Below are 22,633 nucleotides of genomic sequence, written 5' to 3'. Positions count from 1 at the left end.
CGTGTTCGGACGTCGCAAGAAGGACAGTGCCGCCGAGGACGCGGCGGGCGAGGCCGAGCAGGGCGTCGAGGACCGTAACGGTGCAGGCACCGACGACTCGGCCGCGGCGCCGTCGCGCGTGAGGCTCGAGCCCGAGCCCCGTCCCGACGGTCCCTGGGACGTATCGGAAGTCCGCGAGCCCGGCGAGGGCCGTGTCGACCTGGGCGGCCTCTTCGTGCCCGGCGTCGAGGGCATGGAACTGCGCGTGGAGGTCGCGGGTGACGCGATCGTCGCCGCGACGGTCGTGCTCCAGGACAGTGCCATCCAGCTCCAGGGCTTCGCCGCCCCCAAGAAGGCGGGCATCTGGGGCGAGGTCCGCGAGGAGATCGCCTCGGGCATCACCCAGCAGGGCGGTGTCATCGACGAGGTCGAGGGTCCCCTCGGCTGGGAGCTGCGTGCGCAGGTGCCGGTGCAGCTGCCGGACGGCACGGGCGGCGTGCAGGTCGTGCGCTTCATCGGTGTCGACGGTCCGCGGTGGTTCCTGCGCGGGGTCATCTCCGGCCAGGGCGCGGTGCAGCCGCAGGCCGCGGGTCTCCTGGAGCAGATCTTCCGCGACACCGTCATCGTGCGCGGCGATGGCCCGATGGCGCCCCGTGACCCGATCGTCCTGAAGCTGCCGGACGACGCGCAGATGGTCGCCGAGGGCACCGTCCAGCAGGAGCAGCAGGAGGGCTCGCGCTTCTCGGGCGGCATGGGCCAGCTCCAGCGCGGACCTGAGATCACCGAGGTGCGCTAGACGCCCCCAGACGTGCTGAGGCGCCCCGGGCGCCCTGACCACGAGTTGCAGGCCGGTGGGCCGTACTCCCTCACGGGAGTGCGGCCCATCGGCGTTTTCGCAGGTCGGAGCGGTGCCGAGCGGACAGACGTAAGAGAGTCGTCAAGGGAGCGCCAGCGGACGTAAGGGAGCCGTCAACGGTGGTCGTTTCCAGCCACGGAGGAGGTTTGCTCAAGAGGTCAGATCATTCGCATCTCATCTAGGAGCACACGATGGCCGACGTGGCCTTCGTCGTCACCACGATCGCGGTATTCGCGCTGGTGGCGTTCATCGCCAAGGGGGTGGCGAAGCTGTGACTGCCGAGAACATCGTCGGTCTCGTCGTGGCCGTCGCCCTGCTGGGCTATCTCGTCCTCGCTCTCGTGTTCCCGGAGAGGTTCTGAGTACGGATATGAGCCCTGTTCTTGCTGGTGCGCTCCAGTTCCTGGCGCTGATCGTGGCGCTCGCCCTGGCCTACCGTCCGCTCGGTGACCACATGGCCAAGGTCTACTCCTCCGACAAGCATCTGCGCGTGGAGAAGTGGATCTACAAGGGCATCGGCGCCAACCCGGACGCCGAGATGCGCTGGCCCGCCTATCTGCGCGGAGTGCTCGCCTTCTCCGCCGTGAGCGTGCTGTTCCTGTACCTCCTGCAGCGGCTCCAGGGCACGCTGCCCGGGTCGCTCGGCTTCAAGTCGATCGACCCGGACCAGGCCTTCAACACCGCCGCGTCGTTCGTGGCGAACACCAACTGGCAGTCGTACTACGGCGAGCAGGCCATGGGCCACGTCGTGCAGACCGGCGGCCTCGCGGTGCAGAACTTCGTGTCCGCGGCCGTGGGCATCGCCGTAGCGGTGGCCCTGGTGCGGGGCTTCGCCCGGTCGCGGACGGGGGAGCTGGGGAACTTCTGGTCCGACCTGGTGCGCGGTGTCGTCCGCATTCTCGTTCCGATCTCGGTGATCGGCGCGATCGTCCTCGTCGCCTGTGGTGCGATGCAGAACTTCTCCGGCATCCACGGCGTCGGCCAGTTCCTCGGCGGCAGCCAGGAGTGGAACGGCGGGGCGGTGGCCTCCCAGGAGGTCATCAAGGAACTGGGCACCAACGGAGGCGGCTACTTCAACGCCAACTCCGCCCACCCCTTCGAGAATCCGAACGGGCTCTCCAACCTGTTCGAGGTCTTCCTCATCCTGGTGATCCCGTTCGCCCTGACCCGTACCTTCGGCCGCATGGTCGGCAGAGTGCGGCAGGGCTACGCGATCCTGGCGACGATGGTGACGATCTGGGTCGGGTTCACCGCCCTGATGATGTGGACGGAGTTCCACCACGGGGCTCCCGCCTTCGATGTCGCGGGCGGGGCGATGGAGGGCAAGGAGACGCGGTTCGGGATCGCGGGGTCGGCGATCTTCTCGGTCGCCACCACGCTTACCTCCACGGGCGCGGTCAACTCCTTCCACTCCTCCAACACCGGCTTCGGCGGCGGACTCGACCTCCTGGGCATGCAGTTGGGCGAGATCGCACCCGGCGGTACGGGGTCGGGTCTGTACGGCATGCTGATCATGGCCATCATCGCGGTGTTCATCGCCGGGCTCATGGTGGGCCGTACGCCCGAGTACCTGGGCAAGAAGATCGGCACCCGCGAGATCAAGCTGGCGGCCTGCTACATCCTCATCACCCCCGCCCTGGTGCTCGGCTTCACGGCGGTGTCGATGGCCCTGCCGACGCCCAAGGACTCGATGCTCAACTCCGGGGCGCACGGCTTCTCCGAGATCCTCTACGCCTACACCTCGGGCGCCAACAACAACGGTTCGGCGTTCGCCGGACTGAGCGCGGACACGAACTGGTTCAACACCACGATCGGACTCGCGATGCTGCTCGGCCGCTTCCTGCCGATGGTCTTCGTTCTCGCGCTCGCGGGTTCGCTGGCGGAGCAGAAGCCGATCCCGGCGACGGCGGGCACCCTGCGCACCGAGAAGCCGCTGTTCACCGGTCTGCTGGTCGGCACCATCATGATCATCACCGGGCTGACCTACTTCCCCGCGCTCGCCCTCGGGCCGCTCGCTGAGGGGCTGGCGTCATGACCACCGATATAAAGAAGCCAGAGGAGCCCGGCTCCATGTCCACCGCTACTCCCACCCGTGCGCCGCACCAGGACGTGCCCGGCGGGCACAAGGACGCCAAGGACGCCAGCCGTGTCGGCGGGGGTCTGTTCGACCCCAAGCAGCTCCTGAAGTCCTTCCCGGACGCCGTGCGGAAGCTCGATCCGCGGGTGATGGTCAAGTCGCCCGTGATGTTCGTGGTACTCGTCGGTTCGGTGATCACCACCGTCCTCGCGGTCAAGGACCCGGCGGACTGGTTCGGCTGGGCGATCGCGGTCTGGCTCTGGCTGACCACGATCTTCGCCAACCTGGCGGAGGCGGTGGCCGAGGGCCGCGGAAAGGCGCAGGCGGACACCCTGCGCAAGGCCAAGACCGACACGGTCGCGCGGCGCCTGAACGGCACGAACGAGGAGCAGGTGCCCGGCACCGGCCTGCGCATCGGCGACCTCGTGGTCTGCGAGGCGGGCGATGTGATCCCCGGCGACGGAGACGTCGTCGAGGGGGTCGCGAGCGTCGACGAGTCGGCGATCACCGGTGAATCGGCCCCGGTCATCCGGGAGTCGGGCGGTGACAGGTCCGCCGTCACCGGCGGCACGAAGGTCCTCTCCGACCGCATCGTCATCAAGATCACGACCAAGCCGGGTGAGACGTTCATCGACCGGATGATCAACCTGGTCGAGGGCGCAGCCCGCCAGAAGACGCCCAACGAGATCGCGCTCAACATCCTGCTCGCGTCCCTCACCATCGTCTTCCTGCTCGCCGTCGTCACGCTGCAGCCGTTCGCCGTATACGCCGGTGCCGAGCAGTCCATGATCGTGCTGGCCGCGCTCCTGGTGTGCCTGATCCCGACGACCATCGGTGCGCTGCTCTCCGCGATCGGCATCGCGGGCATGGACCGCCTGGTCCAGCGCAACGTCCTGGCGATGTCGGGGCGGGCCGTCGAGGCCGCGGGTGATGTCTCGACGCTGCTGCTCGACAAGACGGGCACCATCACGCTCGGCAACCGGCAGGCCGCCGAGTTCGTGCCGGTGCGCGGGACGACCGAGGCCGAGCTCGCGGACGCCGCCCAGCTCTCGTCGCTGGCCGACGAGACGCCCGAGGGCCGCTCCATCGTCGTCCTGGCGAAGGCGAAGTACGGGCTTCGTGAGCGCCACCAGGGCGAGTTGGAGGGGGCCGAGTGGGTCGCCTTCACCGCGCAGACGCGGATGTCGGGCGTCGACCTCGTCGAGGGCGGCGGTGGACGCAAGGTCCGCAAGGGCGCGACCGGTTCGGTCGTCGCCTGGGTCACCGAGAACGGCGGCACCGTCTCGGAGGACGCCCGGTCCCTGACCGACAGGATCTCGCAGGCCGGAGGCACGCCGCTGCTTGTCGCCGTCGAGGACGACAGGGGTGCGCGCGTACTCGGCGTCATCCACCTCAAGGACGTCGTCAAGGAAGGCATGCGGGAGCGGTTCGACGAGCTGCGGCGCATGGGCATCAAGACGGTCATGATCACGGGTGACAACCCGCTGACCGCCAAGGCGATCGCGGACGAGGCGGGCGTGGATGACTTCCTCGCCGAGGCCACGCCCGAGGACAAGATGGCGCTGATCAAGCGCGAGCAGGCCGGCGGCAAGCTCGTCGCGATGACCGGTGACGGCACCAACGACGCGCCCGCGCTTGCCCAGGCGGACGTGGGCGTGGCGATGAACACCGGGACCTCGGCCGCCAAGGAGGCCGGGAACATGGTGGACCTGGACTCCAACCCCACCAAGCTCATCGAGATCGTCGAGATCGGCAAGCAACTCCTGATCACCCGGGGTGCGTTGACGACCTTCTCGATCGCCAACGACGTCGCGAAGTACTTCGCGATCATCCCCGCCATGTTCGCGGTGGTCTACCCGGGCCTCGACAAGCTCAACATCATGAACCTGTCGTCCCCGGAGTCGGCGATCCTCTCCGCCGTCATCTTCAACGCGCTCATCATCATCGCCCTGGTGCCGCTGGCCCTGAAGGGCGTGCGCTACCGGCCGATGAGCGCCGACAAGATGCTGCGGCGCAACCTCGGGATCTACGGGCTCGGCGGTCTCGTCGCCCCGTTCATCGGCATCAAGATCATCGATCTGGTCATCTCCCTCATCCCCGGGCTGTAGTTTCTGGAAAGCGTGCTGATCGTCATGAACAACTCAGTTGGAAGTACGGCGCGGTTGCTGGGGGCGGGCCTGCGTGCCCTGCTCGTGCTGACCGTGATCTGCGGTGTCATCTACCCGCTCGCCGTGACGGGCATCGCCCAGGGGCTCTTCAACGACAAGGCCAACGGGTCCGAGATCAAGAGCGAGGGCAAGGTCGTCGGCTCCGAGCTCATCGGGCAGCGCTACGACCTGCCCCTGAAGAAGGGCCAGGAGGCGGCGGCGCCCGACCTGAAGTGGTTCCAGCCCCGGCCGTCCAACGGCCTCGGCTCCAACCAGGACGCGGGCGTGAACACCCGGTACAACCTGATCCTCTCGGGTGCGACGAACCTGGCCGGCGACAACAAGGACCTGATCGCGAACGTCAGGGCCGCCAAGGCCGCCGTGGTCAAGGACAACTCCACGGCCGACTACGAGGTCAAGCCGTCGGACGTGCCGGCGGAGGCCGTCACCTCGTCCGGCTCGGGCCTGGACCCGCACATCTCCCCGGCGTACGCGGAGCTGCAGGCGCACCGGGTGGCCGCGAAGAACGGCCTCGCCGTGAACAAGGTCGTGAAACTGGTCGACGAGCACACCGACGGCCGGATCCTCGGTTTCGTGGGCGAGCCCCGCGTCAACGTCCTCCAGCTCAACATCGCGCTGAAGGAGCTCGTGGCGGAAAGCCGCTGACGCCGTCCCTTCGCCGCCCCTTCTGAGCAGGGCCTCTGCCTTTCCCGGCAGAGGCCCTGCGCTTTCGCGTGCACGGCACCGGCGACTTCACGCCTTGACGGAAGGCTGGTCCGTACTTATGGTCTCGGCCCAACACGCGTGTTCAGAAAGGTACTTGAAGTTCACATACGAGAACATTCGAGAATGGATGGCCCTTCGCATGGCTGACGCCCCCACACCCGTGCGCCACCGCCGCAGATCCCGCACGACAGTCCTCGCGACCCTCGCCCCCGTGGTGACCGCCCTGGTTGCCGCTTTCCTCGCCTGGCCCGGCGCCGAGCGCGCGGACGCCGCGCCCAGCACCTTCGCGCACCCCGGAGTCACCGTCTCGCGCGGCCAGCTCGACTTCACCCGGGAGAAGGTCAACGCGGGCGCCCAGCCCTGGAAGGGCGCCTACGACCAGATGATGGGGAGCAAGTACGCCTCCCTGTCCCGCACGCCCAAGCCCCGCGCGGTCGTCGAGTGCGGCTCCTACTCCGACCCCAACTACGGGTGCACGGACGAGCGCGAGGACGCGATAGCCGCGTACACCACGGCACTCGCCTGGTACATCACCCGTGACGACCGCTACGCCAAGAAGTCCATCGAGCTGATGGACGCCTGGTCCGGCACCATCAAGGACCACACCAACAGCAACGCGCCCCTGCAGACCGGCTGGGCGGGTTCCTCCTGGCCCAGGGCCGCCGAGATCATCAAGCACACGTACACCGGCGGCTGGGGCGACTCGGGCCGCTTCGCGACGATGCTGCGCAATGTCTACCTGCCCGAGATCATCAACGGCTCCAACTCCAACGGCAACTGGGAGCTGTCGATGATGGAGGCCGCCATCGGCATCTCCGTCTTCATCGAGGACAAGGCGTCGTACGACAAGGCGATGGCGAAGTTCCGTACGCGCACCGCCGCGTACGTCTATCTCGCCTCCGACGGCGCCCTGCCCAAGACCGTGCCGAGCCAGAACCTGGACACCCGCGCGAAGATCGTCAAGTACTGGCAGGGGCAGGACACCTTCACCACCGGGCTCACCCAGGAGACGTGCCGCGACTTCACCCATACCGGGTACGGACTCTCCGCGATCTCCCACGTCGCCGAGATCAGCCGCATCCAGGGCGAGGACCTCTACAAGACCGACGTCGGCGAGCGGCTGCGCCAGGGCCTCGGCTTCCAGGCCAAGTACGAGCTGGGCGAGGCCCCGCCGAGCTCACTCTGCGGCGGCTCGCTCGACCGGGGCCTCGGGCCCGTCACCGAGGTCGGCTACAACGCGCTCCACAACCGCCTCGGCCAGGCCATGAGCAACACCCAGAAGCTCACCGAGAAGAACCGCCCGGCCGGCTCCAACAACCTGTTCGTCGCCTGGGAGACCCTGACCCACGCCGACAACCCCAGCTGATCCACACCTTTCGGCCGGGCGCCCGGTGACGATACCGGCGCCCGGCCTCTGCCCCATCAGGGTTGTGTCAAGGAGCGCACCCGGATGCCCCCTGGTCCGTTTTGTCGGAATTGCTGGCCGTAAGGTCGACACTGCGTACAGAGCGGATTCGGGAAGACAATGGGGCCATGGCACGCGGCAAGCTTCGGATATACCTCGGTTCGGCACCGGGCGTCGGCAAGACGTACGCCATGCTGTCCGAGGCGCACCGCCGCATCGAGCGCGGCACCGACTGCGTCGTGGCCTTCGTGGAGCACCACGGCAGGCCACGTACCGAGGTGATGCTGCACGGCCTGGAGCAGGTGCCCCGCAAGGACCTGGACTACCGCGGCACCCTCTTCACCGAGATGGACGTCGACGCCGTCCTGGAGCGCGCCCCCGCCGTCGCCCTCGTGGACGAACTGGCGCACACGAACGTCCCCGGCTCCCGCAACGCCAAGCGCTGGCAGGACGTCGAGGAACTCCTCGCGGCGGGCATCGACGTCGTCTCGACCGTGAACATCCAGCACCTGGAGTCCCTCGGCGACGTCGTCGAGTCGATCACCGGCGTACGCCAGCGCGAGACCGTGCCGGACGAGGTGGTGCGGCGCGCGGACCAGATCGAGCTGGTCGACATGTCGCCCCAGGCGCTGCGCCGCCGCATGGCGCACGGCAACATCTACAAGCCCGACCGGGTCGACGCGGCCCTGTCCAACTACTTCCGGCCCGGCAACCTCACCGCCCTGCGCGAGCTCGCGCTGCTCTGGGTCGCCGACCGGGTCGACGAGTACCTCCAGCAGTACCGCGGAGAGCACGGCATCCGCTCCACCTGGCAGGCCCGCGAGCGCATCGCCGTCGGCCTCACCGGCGGCCCCGAGGGCCGCACGCTGATCCGCCGCGCCTCCCGGATGGCCGCCAAGGGCTCGGGCAGCGAGATCCTCGCCGTCTACATCGCCCGCAGCGACGGCCTCACCGCGGCATCGCCCAAGGAGCTCGCGGTCCAGCGCACGCTCGTCGAGGACCTGGGCGGCACCTTCCACCACGTCATCGGCGACGACATACCGGCCGCGCTCCTCGACTTCGCCCGCGGCGTGAACGCCACCCAGATCGTCCTCGGCTCCTCGCGCCGCAAGACCTGGCAGTACATCTTCGGGCCCGGTGTCGGCGCCACGGTGGCCCGCGACTCGGGCCCCGACCTGGACGTCCACATCGTCACGCACGGCGAGGTCGCCAAGGGGCGCGGCCTGCCCGTGGCGCGCGGGGCCCGGCTGGGGCGCTCCCGCAGCATCTGGGGCTGGCTGGTGGGCGTGGGCGGCCCGGCGCTCCTGACGCTGCTCCTGACCCATGTGGACGCGAACCTGGGTCTCGCCAACGACATGCTGCTGTTCCTGACGCTCACGGTCGCCGCCGCACTGCTGGGCGGGCTCCTGCCGGCCCTGGCGTCGGCGGCGTTCGGCTCGCTGCTCCTGAACTACTACTTCACGCCGCCGCTGCACCTGTGGACGATCTCCGACTCCAAGAACATCGTCGCGATCATCGTCTTCGTGGGCGTCGCGATCTCCGTGGCCTCCGTCGTGGACCTCGCCGCCCGCCGCACCCACCAGGCAGCCAGGCTCCGTGCGGAGTCGGAGATACTCTCCTTCCTCGCGGGCAGCGTGCTGCGCGGCGAGACCTCGCTGGACGCCCTGCTCGAACGCGTACGCGAGACCTTCAGCATGGACTCGGTGGCCCTCCTGGAGCGCGCGAGCGACGTCGCCCCCTGGACCTGCGCGGGCCGGGTCGGTGAGGGCCGCATGCTCGACCGCCCCGAGGACGCCGACGTGGACATGCCGGTGGGCGACCACATGGCGCTCGCCCTGTCCGGCCGGGTGCTGCCCGCCGAGGACCGCCGGGTGCTCGCCGCGTTCGCCGCGCAGGCCGCCGTCGTCCTGGACCGCCAGCGCCTGAAGTCCGAGGCGGACCAGGCCCGCACCCTCGCCGAGGGCAACCGCATCCGCACGGCGCTGCTCGCCGCCGTCAGCCATGACTTGCGGACGCCCCTGGCCGGCATCAAGGCCGCCGTCTCGTCCCTGCGCTCCGACGACGTGTCCTGGTCCGAGGAGGACCAGGCCGAGCTCCTCGAAGGCATCGAGGACGGCGCCGACCGCCTGGACCACCTGGTCGGCAACCTCCTGGACATGTCCCGCCTGCAGACCGGCACCGTCACCCCGCTGATCCGCGCGATCGACCTCGACGAGGTCGTCCCGATGGCGCTCGGCGGTGTCCCCGACGGCAGCGCGGACCTCGACATCCCCGAGACGCTGCCCATGGTCTCCGTCGACAAGGGCCTCCTGGAGCGCGCCGTCGCCAACATCGTCGAGAACGCGGTCAAGTACAGCCTCGACGCCGAGCCGGTCCTGGTCTCCGCGAGCACGCTCGGCGACCGCGTCGAGCTGCGCGTCGTGGACCGCGGCCCCGGCGTCCCGGATGCCGCCAAGGACCGCATCTTCGAGCCGTTCCAGCGCTACGGTGACGCTCCGCGCGGCGCGGGCGTCGGCCTGGGCCTAGCGGTCGCACGCGGCTTCGTCGAGTCCATGGGAGGCACGCTGGAGGCCGAGGACACCCCCGGAGGGGGACTCACCATGGTCCTCACGCTGCGGGCGGCTGCGGGCGGACCACAGGCCCTGCCGGACCTCTCCGCGCACATGACCTCATGACCGCCACCACCGACAAGACCCAGAAGCCCGAAAGGCAGGTACGGATGACCCGGGTGCTCGTGGTCGACGACGAGCCGCAGATCGTACGCGCCCTCGTGATCAACCTGAAGGCGCGCAAGTACGACGTGGACGCGGCCCCGGACGGAGCCACCGCGCTCCAGCTCGCCGCCGCTCGCCACCCCGACGTGATCGTGCTCGACCTCGGTCTGCCCGACATGGACGGGGTCGAGGTCATCAAGGGCCTGCGCGGCTGGACCCGCGTCCCGATCCTGGTGCTCTCCGCGCGGCACAGCTCGGACGAGAAGGTCGAGGCGCTCGACGCGGGCGCCGACGACTACGTCACCAAGCCCTTCGGCATGGACGAGCTCCTGGCCCGGCTGCGGGCCTCCATCCGCAGGGCGGAGCCCACCGGAGCGGGCGAGGACGACGTGCTGGTGGACACCGAGGACTTCACGGTCGACCTGGCCGCCAAGAAGGTGCACCGCGACGGGCGGGACGTACGCCTGACGCCCACCGAGTGGCACCTCCTCGAAGTCCTGGTGCGCAACACCGGGCGCCTGGTCAGCCAGAAGCAGCTGCTCCAGGAGGTGTGGGGCCCTTCGTACGGTACGGAGACGAACTACCTGCGCGTCTACATGGCGCAGCTGCGCCGCAAGCTGGAGGCGGACCCCGCGCATCCGCGGCACTTCATCACCGAGCCGGGAATGGGTTACAGGTTCGAACGATGAGTCAAGGGTCAAGGCCGTGCTGAGCGGGCATAAGCACAGATGAGCGCACCCATTGCGGCGCTGTCGGCGACCCCCGGTACGCTTCCTGTATGAGTGCTGTTCCTGGTTCCGAGAAGCCGGCAGGCCGTTTCCGGCGCATGCTCGACCGGCTGTCCTCCTCCCAGGAGGATCTGGAGTCGGAGGAGCTGCGCGAGGATGCCGCGACGGCTGGATGCACCCGCATCGGAGACTGCCACGACCGCCAGATAGTCACGGTTACTGGTACCTTGCGCACGGTCACCCTGCGACCACGCGCCGGCGTCCCCGCCCTGGAGGCGGAGCTGTTCGACGGTTCCGCGGCTCTGGACGTGGTGTGGCTCGGCAGGCGCTCCATCGTGGGGATAGAGCCGGGGCGCAGGCTGATCGCGTCCGGCCGGGTCTCGATGAGCCGGGGCCGCCGGGTGCTCTTCAACCCGAAATACGAACTCAGACCCCTCGGACGGGAGTAGCCGGTGACGTCCCTCGACAAGCCTGCGGACCAAGGAAGCACGGATCAGGAAGCTGATTCCAGGGCCGTGACCGAGGCCGCGCTCTTCGAGGCCTTCGGCGGCTTGCGGGGCATGGTGGAGACCGTCGTCCCGGGCCTCCTCTTCGTGACGATCTTCACGATCAACAAGGACCTGCACATGTCGGCCATCGCGGCCCTCGCGGTGTCCCTGGTTCTCGTGGCGGTCCGTCTGATCACGAAGGACACCGTCAAGCACGCCTTCAGCGGCGTCTTCGGTGTCGCCTTCGGCGTGGTCTTCGCGATGATGACCGGCAACGCCAAGGACTTCTATCTGCCGGGCATGCTCTACACCCTGGGCCTCGCCCTCGCCTACATCGTCACGGCCATCGCGGGCGTCCCGCTGATCGGCCTGATCCTCGGCCCGGTCTTCAAGGAGAACCTCTCCTGGCGGACCCGCAACCCGGGCCGCAAGAAGGCGTACACGAAGGCCAGTTGGGCCTGGGGTCTGATCCTGCTCGCCAAGTGCGCGATCCTTTTCCCGCTCTACTGGTGGGCGGACACCACCCAGTTCGGCTGGGTCCTGATCGCCCTGAAGATCCCGCCCTTCCTGCTCGCCGTCTGGCTGACCTGGGTCTTCCTCGCGAAGGCGCCCGCGCCGATCGACGTCTTCGCCGAGATGGAAGCAGCGGAGAAGGCGGAGAAGGAGCGCGAGGCGGAGCGCCGCGAGGTCTGAGAGAGCAGATGTGAGCAGCAGATGTACGAGATGGGGGGCGCCCGGTAGACACCGGGCGCCCCCCATCCGCGTAGAAGCGCGGAGCTAGCTCGCCGCGTCCTCCCGGCGTACCGACAGGAGGTCCTCCAGCTGCTCCTCGCGGGCCTGGGCGGCCACGAAGAGGAGCTCGTCGCCCGCCTCCAGGGAATCGTCCGGGGTGGGCGCCAGGACGCGCGTGCCGCGGATGATCGTGACCAGTGAGGTGTCCTCGGGCCACTGCACGTCGCCGACCGTCGTGCCGGCGAGCGCCGACTCGGGCGGCAGCGTCAGCTCGACGAGGTTCGCGTCGCCGTGGCTGAAGCGCAGCAGGCGTACGAGATCGCCGACGCTCACCGCCTCCTCGACGAGCGCGGACATCAGGCGCGGGGTCGAGACGGCGACGTCGACGCCCCAGGACTCGTTGAAGAGCCATTCGTTCTTGGGGTTGTTCACGCGGGCCACGACCCGCGGGACGCCGTACTCGGTCTTGGCGAGCAGCGAGACGACGAGGTTGACCTTGTCGTCGCCGGTCGCGGCGATCACCACGTTGCAGCGCTGGAGCGCCGCCTCGTCGAGCGAGGTGATCTCACAGGCGTCGGCGAGCAGCCACTCCGCCTGCGGGACGCGCTCGACCGAGATGGCGGTCGGCGCCTTGTCGATGAGCAGGATCTCGTGCCCGTTCTCCAGGAGCTCACCGGCGATGGAACGTCCCACCGCGCCTGCTCCGGCAATGGCGACCCTCATCACTGACCGCCTTCCTCGGGGCCTTCGGCGAACGCCGCTTCGACCTTCTCGACCTCGTCGGTGCGCATCATCACGTGCACCAGGTCACCCTCCTGGAGCACCGTCTGCGAGGTCGGCAGGACCGCCTCGCCCAGCCGGGTGAGGAAGGCCACGCGTACGCCGGTCTCCTCCTGGAGCTCACTGATCTTGTGGCCGATCCAGGACGCGGACGCGTGCACCTCGGCGAGCTGCACGCCGCCGGTGGGGTCGCGCCACAGCGGTTCGGCCCCGGAGGGCAGCAGCCTGCGCAGCATCTGGTCGGCGGTCCAGCGGACCGTGGCGACGGTGGGGATGCCCAGGCGCTGGTAGACCTCGGCGCGGCGCGGGTCGTAGATGCGCGCGGCGACGTTCTCGATGCCGAACATCTCGCGGGCCACGCGGGCGGCGATGATGTTCGAGTTGTCGCCGCTGCTGACCGCGGCGAAGGCGCCCGCCTCCTCGATGCCGGCCTCGCGCAGGGTGTCCTGGTCGAAGCCGATGCCGGTGACGCGACGGCCGCCGAAGCCGGAGCCCAGACGGCGGAAGGCGGTGGGGTCCTGGTCGATCACGGCGACCGTGTGCCCCTGTTGTTCCAGGGTTTGCGCGAGAGCCGATCCGACTCTCCCGCAGCCCATGATGACGATGTGCACGCCCGTCCTTCCGGCTGTGTCAATACTTTTTGCTCAGGCTGAACGGTAAAAGCGTCTCAGACCGACGCCCAAGCTACACACGCACGGTCCGCCGATGGCACCCCCGTGCACCTGTCGGTGCTCGGTCCTCGCCGCATTCTCAGTCCACGCTGCGCAGCAGGCTCTCGACGGACTTGAGCCGGTAGCCCATCTCGACGAGCTGCAGGCGCGCCGCCTCCTGCTCGGACCTGGCGCGTTCGACGACCTCGCGGTACTGCTCCATCGCCTCGGCGTACTGCCGGTCGCGCTCGCGGTTGCGCTGCGTCTGGAAGTAGGCGACGGCCACGATCGCGCCGGCGAGTATCAGGAAGAAGGCGACCGGGATGATCACGTCGTCCATTAAGACCCCTCAGGTGAGTGCTGTCCGTCCTCGTCCGACGCGTCCTGCCGGACGGCCGCGAGGATCGTGTCCACGTTCAATCGCACGTCGAACGGCGCCAGTTCGAAGTACTTGAGCGCCTTGCCGTCGTCGGAGAGCTCCAGGCGGCCGACGACGAGACCGGCCTTCTCCAGACGTTCGAGGTGCATGTAGAGCAGGGGGCGGGAGACGCCGAGCCGCCGCGCCAGTTCGCTGACGTACAGCTGCCCCGGGGCGAGCTCGGTGATGATCCTGATCCGCTGGGCGTGGCCGACGGCGGAGAGGAAGGCGAGCAGCTCTTCGCTGTCCATGGCCCGCCTTCTCGTGGTCTGCCAGCTGGTCTTCCCGCTGGTCCCGAAACCTGTCAGCCAAGGCTTACGCATGACGGGATCCACTGTCAATCCGCCTTCTCGCATCCTCGAATGACAGTTGACGGTTCGTTCCTTCACCTGTCAGTCTCGACTTACATATGAAGGACTGGGGATCGTGAAGGGGTGGGGATGGTCATGAGGAAGCGATCGGTCACGGTGCGCGTGGCCAGATGGAGCGCGCTGCATCCAGGGCGGGCGATCGTCGGCTGGCTGGTGTTCGTGGTGCTCTGCCTGGGAGGCGGCATCGCCGCCGGCATGAACAGCGCGACCTCGGAGGACTTCCGCGTCGGCGAGGCCGGCCGTGCCGAGGCCCTGGCGACCGAGGGCGGTGTCCAGCTGCGGCCCACCGAACAGGTGCTGATCCGCGCCGAGTCGGGGGCGCTCGACAAGAAGGCCGCCGCTGCCGCCGTCAAGGACGTCACCGCCCGGATGAAGTCGCTGCCCGAGGTCGCATCGGTGGCGCCGCCGGTGCCGTCGGCCGACGGCAGGGTCCTGCGGGTCCAGGTGGAGCTGAACGGCTCCGAGCAGGAGGACCAGGAGTCGGTCCCGCCGCTCCAGGCGCAGACCGAGGAGGCCGCGAAGGCGCACCCGGGGCTGGTGATCGAGGAGACCGGCGACGCCTCCGTGAGCAAGGGCGTCGACGACCAGCGCGACGAGGACCTGCAGTTCTCCGAGGCGATCACGCTGCCGGTCACGCTGATCACACTCGCCCTGGTGTTCGGCTCGGTGGTCATGGTCGGCGTACCGCTGCTGCTCGCCGTCACCTCGATCATGGCGACGATGGGCCTGGCGATGCTGGCCTCGCACCTGCTGCCCGACACCGGCGTCGGCATGAGCATGATCCTGCTCATCGGCATGGCCGTCGGGGTCGACTACACGCTCTTCTACCTCAAGCGCGAGCGCGAGGAACGGGCCCGCGCGGGCGGCCGCCTCACCTCGGAGGCCCTGGTCGAGGCCGCCGCCGCGACGGCGGGCCGCGCGATCGTGGTCTCCGGGCTCGCGGTGATCGTCTCCACCACCGCGCTCTTCCTGGCACGTGACGTCATCTTCGACTCCCTCGCCACCGGCACCATCCTGGTGGTCGCCGTCGCCGTGGTCAGCTCCGTGACGGTGCTGCCCGCCCTCCTGGTCAAGCTCGGCCGGCGCACCGAGCGCCGCGCCGCCAAGCGCCTCGCCCAGGGCAAGTCCGTCCGGACGTACGGCGAGAAGAAGCCGGGCCGCGCCTGGAGCGCCCTGCTCACGCCCGCCCGCAAGCACCCCGCGCTCACCCTGTGCCTCTCGGTCCTCGTCATGCTGGGGCTCGCGCTGCCCGCCCTGGACATGAAGCTCAAGAACCCGGCCCGCGACAGCTTCTCGCGCGACATCGAGGCCATGAAGGGGTACGACAGGCTGCTCGAAGTCTTCCCCGAGCAGCGCGTCCGGCACCTGGTCGTGGTGCGGGCCGATGCGGCGCAGGCCGCCGACGTACGCGAGGCGCTCACGCGGCTGGACCGCAGGGCGCAGACCGACCCGCTGTTCTCACACCCCTCCGGAGCGCCGATCCTGCGCGCCTCGAAGGACCGCAGGACCACCACCCTGGAGCTGAACACCGCACACCCGACGTACTCCGATAAGGCCGAGGCCTCGCTCGACCACCTCCGCCACGACCATCTCCCCGCGACCGTCGGCACACTGCCCGGCGTCGAGACGGCCGTCACCGGCGAGGTGCCGCGCGGCACGGACTACGTGGACCACCAGAACCAGAAGCTGCCGCTCGTCCTCGGCTTCCTGCTCCTGATGACCTTCGCCATGACGGTCTTCGCGTTCCGCTCGGTCGTCCTCGGACTGCTCGGCATCGTGCTCAACCTGCTCTCCGCCGCGTCCGCGCTCGGACTCCTCGTCCTGGTCTTCCAGGGGGAGTGGGCCGAGGAACTGCTCTCGTTCATCTCGCTCGGCGGGATCTCCTCGCGGGTGCCGCTCTTCCTCTTCGTGATCCTCTTCGGGCTCTCGATGGACTACCAGGTGTTCGTGGTCAGCCGGATCCGCGAGGCCGCACTGGACGGCGTACCCACCCGGCAGGCGGTCATCGAGGGCATCGGCTCCTCCGCCAAGGTCGTCACCAGCGCCGCGATCGTCATGGTCACCGTCTTCGCGAGCTTCGTGATGCTGCACATCCTGGAGATGAAGCAGATGGGCTTCGTCCTCGCGGCGGCCGTCCTGCTGGACGCGTTCGTGATCCGCATCATGATCCTTCCGGCGGCGCTGCTCCTCCTCGGGCGTGCCACCTGGTGGCCGTCCCGCGCGATCCGCCGCGCCGAGCAGCGGACCGCCGAGCGGTACGGGGCGCGGGAGGTGCCGCATGCCCCGGAGAGTGCCGAACAGCGTCCGCTTTCCGGGCATTGGGCGGAGTCCCCGGCGGCGCGTCGTGGCTAACCGGCGCCGTTAGGGGGTGGTGGGTGGGCGGGCACCCATTCGAACGCTTACGATCCTCTGCGTGTCCAAACTGACCGACGTGCCCAAACGGATCCTCATCGGGCGCGCACTGCGCAGCGACCGGCTCGGAGAAACCCTCCTGCCGAAGCGCATCGCTCTACCCGTGTTCGCGTCCGACCCGCTCTCCTCCGTGGCCTATGCACCGGGCGAAGTGCTCCTAGTCCTCTCGATCGCGGGTGTGTCGGCGTACCACTTCAGCCCCTGGATCGCCGTCGCGGTCGTCGTGCTGATGTTCACCGTCGTCGCGTCGTACCGGCAGAACGTGCACGCCTACCCGAGCGGTGGCGGCGACTACGAGGTCGCCAACACCAACCTCGGGCCCAAGGCGGGACTCACCGTCGCGAGCGCGCTGCTCGTCGACTACGTCCTGACCGTGGCGGTGTCGATCTCCTCGGGCATCGAGAACCTCGGCTCGGCGGTCCCGTTCGTCGTCGAGCACAAGGTCCTCTGCGCCGTCGCCGTCATCGTGCTCCTCACGGTGATGAACCTGCGCGGTGTGAAGGAGTCCGGGAAGCTCTTCGCCATCCCGACGTACGTCTTCGTGGCCGGCGTCTTCATCATGATCGCGTGGGGTGCCTTCCGGGGCATCGTCCTCGACGAGACGATGAAGGCGCCCACCGCGGACTACGAGATCAAGCCCGAGCACGGCGGCCTCGCGGGCTTCGCCCTGGTCTTCCTGCTCCTGCGGGCGTTCTCGTCCGGCTGTGCCGCGCTCACCGGTGTCGAGGCGATCAGCAATGGCGTCCCGGCCTTCCGCAAGCCCAAGAGCAAGAACGCGGCGAGCACCCTGGCCCTGATGGGCGCCCTCGCCGTCACCATGTTCTGCGGCATCATCGCGCTCGCCATGACGACCAAGGTCCGCATGGCCGAGTACCCGGGCAAGGACCTCTTCCACAACGGGGTGCCGGTCGGCTCCGACTACGTCCAGAACCCGGTGATCTCCCAGGTCGCCGAGGCCGTCTTCGGCAACGGCAGCTTCCTGTTCATCGTGCTGGCGGCCGCCACCGCGCTGGTCCTCTTCCTCGCGGCCAACACGGCCTACAACGGCTTCCCGCTGCTCGGCTCGATCCTCGCCCAGGACCGATACCTGCCGCGTCAGCTGCACACCCGCGGCGACCGGCTCGCGTTCTCCAACGGCATCGTGCTCCTCGCGGGGGCCGCGGCGCTCCTCGTCGTGATCTACGGCGCGGACTCGACCCGCCTGATCCAGCTCTACATCGTCGGCGTCTTCGTCTCCTTCACGCTCAGTCAGATCGGCATGGTCCGGCACTGGAACCGCCATCTGGCCAAGGAGAGGGACCAGGCCAAGCGGCGCCACATGATCCGCTCGCGGGCGATCAACACCTTCGGCGCCTTCTTCACCGGCATGGTCCTGATCGTCGTGCTCGTCACGAAGTTCACGCACGGCGCGTGGGTGGCGCTGCTCGGCATGGTGATCTTCTACGCGACGATGTCCGCGATCCGCCGGCACTACGACCGCGTCGCCGAGGAGATCGCCGCCCCGGACACCCCGTCCGAGGACAGCGTGCGCCCCTCGCGCGTGCACTCCATCGTGCTTGTCTCCAAGATCCACCGCCCGACGCTGCGCGCCCTTGCCTACGCCAAGCTGATGCGCTCGGACACGCTCGAAGCGCTGAGCATCAACGTCGACCCGGCGGAGACCAAGGCCCTCAGGACCGAGTGGGAGCGGCGCGGCATCCACGTCCCGCTGAAGATCCTCGACTCGCCCTACCGCGAGATCACCCGGCCGATCATCGAGTACGTCAAGGGCCTCCGCAAGGAGAGCCCGCGCGACGTGGTCAGCGTGATCATCCCGGAGTATGTGGTGGGCCACTGGTACGAGCACCTGCTGCACAACCAGAGCGCGCTCCGGCTCAAGGGCCGCCTGCTCTTCACCCCCGGCGTGATGGTCACCTCCGTGCCCTACCAGCTCGACTCCTCCGAGGCCGCCAAGAAGCGGGCCAGGAAGCGGTCGGAGTGGAACGCGCCGGGTGCGGTGCGGCGGGGGCCGGTGGAGAAGCGTGCGAAGGAGCCGAGCAACGGGAACGGCGCACGGAACGGTGGCGGGAACGGCAAGAAGTCCTGACCGTCACGGTTCCTGACCCTCTGCGGTTGGTGAGCGGCCGGACAACACCCACGTAGACTGGTGGGCTGTTGTCCGGCCGTTTCTCTCGGCCGATGCCCCCTTACGTAGTGGAGTCACCCCGCCATGCAGGCAGAACCGAAGAAATCGCAGGCGGGGAACTCGAAGGAGGGTTCGCAGGCGGCCTCCCTCATCGGGCAGGAGTACGAGGTCGAGGTGGGCCCGGTCGCGCACGGCGGCCACTGCGTAGCCCGCACAGCGGAGGGACGCGTCCTTTTCGTCCGTCACACGCTCCCCGGCGAGAAGGTCGTCGCGCGTGTGACCGACGGTGACGAGGAGTCCCGCTTCCTGCGCGCGGACGCCGTGACCGTCATCGAGGCGTCGAAGGACCGCGTCGAGGCCCCCTGCCCCTACGCGGGCCCCGGCCGCTGCGGAGGCTGCGACTGGCAGCACGCGAAGCCGGGCGCGCAGCGCCGGCTCAAGGGCGAAGTCATCACCGAGCAGCTCCAGCGCCTCGCGGGCCTCACCCCCGAGGAGGCGGGCTGGGACGGCACCGTCGTACCGGCCGAGGGCGACAAGCTGCCCCCGGGCGAGGTCCCGGCGTGGCGCACGCGCGTCCAGTACGCGGTCGACCCCGACGGCAACGCGGGCCTGCGCCGCCACCGCTCGCACGAGGTCGAGCCCGTCGAGCACTGCATGATCGCGGCTCCCGGGATCTCCGAGCTGGGCATCGAGAAGCACGACTGGTCCGGCATGGAGTCCGTCGAGGCGATCGCCGCCACGGGCTCCCAGGACCGCCAGGTCATCCTGGAACCGAAGCCGGGCGCGCGCCTGCCCCTCGTGGAGCTGGACAAGCCGGTCTCGGTCCTGCGCATCGCCGAACAGGACGGCGGCGTCCACCGCGTGCACGGCCGCCCCTTCGTCCGCGAGCGCGCCGACGGCCGCACGTACCGCGTCGGCAACGGCGGCTTCTGGCAGGTCCACCCGAAGGCCGCGGAGACGCTGATGCTCGCGGTCATGCAGGGCCTGACGCCCCGCAAGGGCGACACGGCCCTCGACCTCTACTGCGGCGTCGGCCTCTTCGCGGGCGCGATCGCGGACCGGGTCGGCGACAAGGGCGCGGTCCTCGGCATCGAGTCCGGCAAGCGGGCCGTCGAGGACGCCCGCCACAACCTGGCCGCCTTCGACCGCGTCCGCATCGAACAGGGCAAGGTCGAGGCCACCCTGCCGCGCACCGGCATCACGGAGGTCGACCTGATCGTCCTCGACCCGCCGCGCGCGGGCGCGGGCAAGCAGACGGTGAAGCACCTCACGGGCCTGGGCGCCCGAAGGATCGCCTACGTGGCCTGCGACCCGGCCGCGCTGGCCCGGGACCTGGGGTACTTCCGCGACGGCGGCTACCGGGTGCGGTCGCTGCGGGCGTTCGATCTGTTCCCGATGACGCATCACGTGGAGTGCGTCGCGATTCTGGAGCCTGCTGAGAAGGGCCGCTGACCCGCGGGTTCACCCGGTACGCACGCGGAAAGGGCCAGTACGTGGAGCGGTCGGCGGCAGGGGCTGCCTCGGAAGAGCCTGAGCAGCAGGCTCTCTTCGGGTGGACGGACAGCTCGCCGGCCCCGGCCGCCGCGCCCGGGGGCGGAGCCTTCCGGGACAGTCCGCGGGCCCGGCGGATGCTCGACGTGCGGGAGGTGTACGCCGAGCCCGCGGCCCTCGACTCGCCGCGCGGCCAGCAGATCATGGCCCGGCTGCCGGGAGTGCGCGTGACCGAGGTCGAGAGCCACTGGCGCATCCCCGCCCTTCACGGCAACGACGGCAACGTCGCCCGGTGGGTCCGCATCAAGACCGAGACGCTCGTCCTCGGCGTCAAGCACACCCTCGCCACCCGCCCCAACGGCAGATCCGCCGACTGGATCGCGCCGGGCCCCTCCAACGGCTGCGCGATGGCCTGCGCCTACTGCTACGTCCCGCGCCGCAAGGGCTTCGCGAACCCCATCACGCTGTTCACCAACATCGAGGCGATCGTCGCCCACGTCCGACGGCACGTGCGCGCCCAGGGCCCCAAGACGGAACCCAACCAGTGCGACCCCCGGGCCTGGGTCTACGACATCGGCGAGAACGGTGACTGCTCCGTCGACGCCCTGGTCTGTGACAACACGGCCGATCTGGTCGCCGCGTTCCGCGGCCTGCCGACGGCGAAGGCCTCCTTCGCGACCAAGTTCGTCAACCCCGACCTGCTCGCGCTCGACCCGCAGGGGCGCACCCGGGTGCGCTTCTCCCTCATGCCCGCCGCCGACGTCCGGCTGCTGGACATCCGCACCAGCCCCGTCGAGGAGCGCATCGCCGCCGCGCCCGACTTCCTCGACGCCGGGTACGAGGTCCACTTCAACCTCTCGCCCGTCGTGCTGCGCCCGGGGTGGCAGCGCGACTGGGCCGACCTGCTGACCCACCTCGACGACGTCCTGCCCGCCCGCGTGAAGGAGCAGGCGGCGGCCGAGGTCATCATGCTGACCCACAACGAGGCGCTCCACGAGGTCAATCTGGGATGGCACCCCCGCGCCGAGGACATGCTGTGGCAGCCGGAGGCCCAGGAGACCAAGCGCTCACGGAACGGGGTACTCAATGTCCGCTACGCCCATGACATCAAGCAGCAGTCACTGACGCGCATCCAGCAACTGCTCGCGGCGCACGCGCCGTGGCTACGCGTCAGATACGCCTTCTGAGCCCCCTCGGCGGTGCGGGCGCCCGTGTTCCCACAGGTCGGTGCTGTGGGCCTCGACGAGCGCGCCGATGCGGGCGAGGGCGTCGTCGGCGGGCAGCGGGTCGAGCCGGCGCCCGTCTCGCAGCCGCAGGGCGACACGGTCGTCGGCGGCCTCCTTGGCGCCGATGACCGCCTGGTAGGGCACCAGGCGGGCCTCCCTGACGCGGGCGCCCAGGGTGCCGCGCTCCGGCCCCGCGATCTCGGCCCGCAGCCCGAGCTCCCCGCAGCGCCGCGCGAACGCCACGGCGTTCGGCAGTTCGGCGTCGGAGATGGGCAGGACGGCCAGCTGGGTGGGGGCGAGCCAGGCCGGGAAGGCGCCGCCGTGCTGTTCGATGAGGTGGGCGACGGCTCGCTCCACGCTGCCGATGATGCTGCGGTGGACCATGACCGGGCGGTGCTTCGCGCCGTCCGCGCCGATGTAGTGCAGGTCGAAGCGGTCGGGCTGGTGGAAGTCGACCTGGACGGTGGAGAGAGTGGACTCCCGGCCCGCTCCGTCGGTGACCTGGACGTCGATCTTGGGTCCGTAGAACGCGGCTTCCCCCTCCACCGCCTCGTAGGGCAGGCCGGAGCGGTCGAGGACGTCGGTCAGCAGGGCGGTGGACCGCTGCCACATCCCGGGAGCGGCGACGTACTTGCCGCCGGGACCCGGCAGGGAGAGCCGGTAGCGGGCCGGGGTGATGCCGAGGGCCTCATACGCGCGGCGGATCATCTCCAGGGCGGAGCGTGCCTCGTCGGCGACCTGGTCCAGGGTGCAGAAGATGTGCGCGTCGTTGAGGTGGATGGCGCGGACCCGGGTCAGGCCGCCCAGCACGCCCGAGAGTTCGGAGCGGTACATTCCGCCCAACTCGGCCATGCGCAGGGGGAGTTCGCGGTAGCTGTGCGGACGCGAGCGGTAGATCACCGCGTGGTGGGGGCAGAGGCTCGGCCGCAGGACGACCTGCTCGCCGCCGAGGTCCATCGGCGGGAACATGTCCTCGCTGTAGTGGGACCAGTGCCCCGAGATCTCGTACAGCTCCCGCTTGCCGAGGACCGGTGAGTACACGTGCCGGTAGCCCGCCTTGCGCTCGGCGGCGCGGATGTACTCCTCCAGGGTGTGCCGGACGGCCGCGCCGTCCGGCAGCCAGTACGGCAGTCCCGCGCCGATCAGCGGGTCGGTGTCGAACAGGTCGAGCTCGCGGCCGAGCCTGCGGTGGTCATGCATGGCGGTCTCCTCGCGTACGTAGGGCGTACATCGGGCGAGTGACCATGGCGAAGCCCCGGGGCACTCGCCCCGGGGCTTTCGACTGGAACATCGGTCAGCGCGCCGGGAC

At 69.5% G+C, this 22,633-nt stretch carries 18 protein-coding genes and 1 pseudogene; 14 read left to right on the top strand and 5 right to left on the bottom strand.

Going from position 1 to position 22,633, the window contains the following annotated elements; genetic code table 11:
- The first annotated feature begins 1 nt into the window (after position 1).
- The 10 genes from OG302_RS11820 to OG302_RS11775 all read left to right on the top strand — a co-directional run bounded on the left by OG302_RS11820 (position 2) and on the right by OG302_RS11775 (position 11,812).
- Positions 2 to 775, top strand: a complete 774-nt coding sequence (locus tag OG302_RS11820) for a DUF3710 domain-containing protein (protein ID WP_371526759.1) — start codon at positions 2 to 4, stop codon at positions 773 to 775.
- A gap of 331 nt (positions 776 to 1,106) precedes the next feature.
- On the top strand, positions 1,107 to 1,196 hold the full coding sequence (gene kdpF / locus OG302_RS11815; RefSeq protein ID WP_033264828.1) for a K(+)-transporting ATPase subunit F: 90 nt from the start codon (positions 1,107 to 1,109) through the stop codon (positions 1,194 to 1,196).
- Positions 1,197 to 1,204: 8 nt separating this feature from the next.
- On the top strand, positions 1,205 to 2,869 hold the full coding sequence (gene kdpA / locus OG302_RS11810) for a potassium-transporting ATPase subunit KdpA (RefSeq protein WP_371526758.1): 1,665 nt from the start codon (positions 1,205 to 1,207) through the stop codon (positions 2,867 to 2,869).
- The gene (gene kdpB / locus OG302_RS11805; RefSeq protein ID WP_371526757.1) at positions 2,866 to 5,019 is read left to right on the top strand and encodes a potassium-transporting ATPase subunit KdpB; all 2,154 of its coding nucleotides are present in this window, start codon (positions 2,866 to 2,868) and stop codon (positions 5,017 to 5,019) included. Before kdpA ends, kdpB begins: the two co-directional genes overlap by 4 nt.
- Positions 5,020 to 5,043: 24 nt before the next feature.
- A complete protein-coding gene (locus OG302_RS11800) occupies positions 5,044 to 5,724 on the top strand; it encodes a potassium-transporting ATPase subunit C (RefSeq protein WP_371526756.1) in 681 nt (226 codons plus the stop codon).
- A 199-nt stretch (positions 5,725 to 5,923) separates the two neighbouring features.
- Complete coding sequence (locus OG302_RS11795) at positions 5,924 to 7,150, top strand: alginate lyase family protein (protein WP_371526755.1); 1,227 nt, start codon at positions 5,924 to 5,926, stop codon at positions 7,148 to 7,150.
- Positions 7,151 to 7,317: 167 nt separating this feature from the next.
- The gene (locus OG302_RS11790; RefSeq protein ID WP_371526754.1) at positions 7,318 to 9,864 is read left to right on the top strand and encodes an ATP-binding protein; all 2,547 of its coding nucleotides are present in this window, start codon (positions 7,318 to 7,320) and stop codon (positions 9,862 to 9,864) included.
- A 44-nt stretch (positions 9,865 to 9,908) separates the two neighbouring features.
- On the top strand, positions 9,909 to 10,592 hold the full coding sequence (locus OG302_RS11785) for a response regulator (protein ID WP_371750099.1): 684 nt from the start codon (positions 9,909 to 9,911) through the stop codon (positions 10,590 to 10,592).
- An 89-nt stretch (positions 10,593 to 10,681) separates the two neighbouring features.
- The gene (locus OG302_RS11780) at positions 10,682 to 11,080 is read left to right on the top strand and encodes an OB-fold nucleic acid binding domain-containing protein (protein WP_371526753.1); all 399 of its coding nucleotides are present in this window, start codon (positions 10,682 to 10,684) and stop codon (positions 11,078 to 11,080) included.
- A 3-nt stretch (positions 11,081 to 11,083) separates the two neighbouring features.
- On the top strand, positions 11,084 to 11,812 hold the full coding sequence (locus OG302_RS11775; RefSeq protein WP_361842940.1) for a DUF3159 domain-containing protein: 729 nt from the start codon (positions 11,084 to 11,086) through the stop codon (positions 11,810 to 11,812).
- 84 nt (positions 11,813 to 11,896) lie between these two features.
- Here the strand turns inward: OG302_RS11775 and OG302_RS11770 are convergent, their stop codons facing one another.
- The 4 genes from OG302_RS11770 to OG302_RS11755 all read right to left on the bottom strand — a co-directional run bounded on the left by OG302_RS11770 (position 11,897) and on the right by OG302_RS11755 (position 13,950).
- A complete protein-coding gene (locus OG302_RS11770; protein WP_361842937.1) occupies positions 11,897 to 12,574 on the bottom strand; it encodes a TrkA family potassium uptake protein in 678 nt (225 codons plus the stop codon).
- The gene (locus OG302_RS11765; protein WP_351158081.1) at positions 12,574 to 13,242 is read right to left on the bottom strand and encodes a TrkA family potassium uptake protein; all 669 of its coding nucleotides are present in this window, start codon (positions 13,240 to 13,242) and stop codon (positions 12,574 to 12,576) included. The genes OG302_RS11770 and OG302_RS11765 overlap by 1 nt, the downstream gene beginning before the upstream one ends.
- 139 nt (positions 13,243 to 13,381) lie before the next feature.
- The gene (locus tag OG302_RS11760; RefSeq protein ID WP_361842933.1) at positions 13,382 to 13,621 is read right to left on the bottom strand and encodes a hypothetical protein; all 240 of its coding nucleotides are present in this window, start codon (positions 13,619 to 13,621) and stop codon (positions 13,382 to 13,384) included.
- Positions 13,621 to 13,950, bottom strand: coding sequence for a winged helix-turn-helix domain-containing protein (locus OG302_RS11755; RefSeq protein WP_361842931.1), 330 nt, complete (start codon positions 13,948 to 13,950; stop codon positions 13,621 to 13,623). Before OG302_RS11755 ends, OG302_RS11760 begins: the two co-directional genes overlap by 1 nt.
- 195 nt (positions 13,951 to 14,145) lie before the next feature.
- Between OG302_RS11755 and OG302_RS11750 the strand changes: the two genes are divergently transcribed.
- The 4 genes from OG302_RS11750 (at position 14,146) to OG302_RS11735 (ending at position 21,285) form a co-directional block, all read left to right on the top strand.
- Positions 14,146 to 16,422 carry an MMPL family transporter gene (locus OG302_RS11750; RefSeq protein WP_371526752.1) on the top strand — a complete coding sequence of 759 codons (2,277 nt, stop codon included), beginning with the start codon at positions 14,146 to 14,148 and terminating at the stop codon, positions 16,420 to 16,422.
- Positions 16,423 to 16,483: 61 nt separating this feature from the next.
- Positions 16,484 to 18,568 (top strand): APC family permease, encoded by a 2,085-nt coding sequence (locus OG302_RS11745; RefSeq protein ID WP_371526751.1) that lies wholly within the window; start codon positions 16,484 to 16,486, stop codon positions 18,566 to 18,568.
- A gap of 123 nt (positions 18,569 to 18,691) precedes the next feature.
- Positions 18,692 to 20,059, top strand: a complete 1,368-nt coding sequence (locus tag OG302_RS11740; RefSeq protein ID WP_371526750.1) for a class I SAM-dependent RNA methyltransferase — start codon at positions 18,692 to 18,694, stop codon at positions 20,057 to 20,059.
- 41 nt (positions 20,060 to 20,100) lie between these two features.
- A complete protein-coding gene (locus OG302_RS11735; RefSeq protein WP_371526749.1) occupies positions 20,101 to 21,285 on the top strand; it encodes a spore photoproduct lyase family protein in 1,185 nt (394 codons plus the stop codon).
- On the opposite strand, the pseudogene thrS reads toward OG302_RS11735, so the two are convergent.
- Positions 21,262 to 22,530, bottom strand: a pseudogene (thrS, locus tag OG302_RS11730) (threonine--tRNA ligase); the annotation flags it as partial. The gene OG302_RS11735 and the pseudogene thrS sit on opposite strands and share 24 nt — an antisense overlap.
- Positions 22,531 to 22,633 lie beyond the last annotated feature (103 nt).

The sequence above is a fragment of the Streptomyces sp. NBC_01283 genome, assembly GCF_041435335.1.
In the GTDB taxonomy this organism is placed as follows: Bacteria; Actinomycetota; Actinomycetes; order Streptomycetales; family Streptomycetaceae; genus Streptomyces.
The sequence above is the reverse complement of the archived record's forward strand: the minus strand, read 5'-3'. Positions and strand labels throughout refer to the sequence as shown.

Bases quoted from the DNA above. Each gene is read 5' to 3' on its own strand.
- OG302_RS11760 (WP_361842933.1), bottom strand. From the start codon at position 13,621: ATGGACGACGTGATCATCCCGGTCGCCTTCTTCCTGATACTCGCCGGC.
- kdpB (WP_371526757.1), top strand. From the start codon at position 2,866: ATGACCACCGATATAAAGAAGCCAGAGGAGCCCGGCTCCATGTCCACC.
- kdpA (WP_371526758.1), top strand. From the start codon at position 1,205: ATGAGCCCTGTTCTTGCTGGTGCGCTCCAGTTCCTGGCGCTGATCGTG.
- OG302_RS11780 (WP_371526753.1), top strand. From the start codon at position 10,682: ATGAGTGCTGTTCCTGGTTCCGAGAAGCCGGCAGGCCGTTTCCGGCGC.
- OG302_RS11740 (WP_371526750.1), top strand. From the start codon at position 18,692: ATGCAGGCAGAACCGAAGAAATCGCAGGCGGGGAACTCGAAGGAGGGT.
- OG302_RS11790 (WP_371526754.1), top strand. From the start codon at position 7,318: ATGGCACGCGGCAAGCTTCGGATATACCTCGGTTCGGCACCGGGCGTC.
- OG302_RS11755 (WP_361842931.1), bottom strand. From the start codon at position 13,950: ATGGACAGCGAAGAGCTGCTCGCCTTCCTCTCCGCCGTCGGCCACGCC.
- OG302_RS11750 (WP_371526752.1), top strand. From the start codon at position 14,146: ATGAGGAAGCGATCGGTCACGGTGCGCGTGGCCAGATGGAGCGCGCTG.
- OG302_RS11785 (WP_371750099.1), top strand. From the start codon at position 9,909: ATGACCCGGGTGCTCGTGGTCGACGACGAGCCGCAGATCGTACGCGCC.
- OG302_RS11800 (WP_371526756.1), top strand. From the start codon at position 5,044: ATGAACAACTCAGTTGGAAGTACGGCGCGGTTGCTGGGGGCGGGCCTG.
- OG302_RS11770 (WP_361842937.1), bottom strand. From the start codon at position 12,574: ATGAGGGTCGCCATTGCCGGAGCAGGCGCGGTGGGACGTTCCATCGCC.
- OG302_RS11795 (WP_371526755.1), top strand. From the start codon at position 5,924: ATGGCTGACGCCCCCACACCCGTGCGCCACCGCCGCAGATCCCGCACG.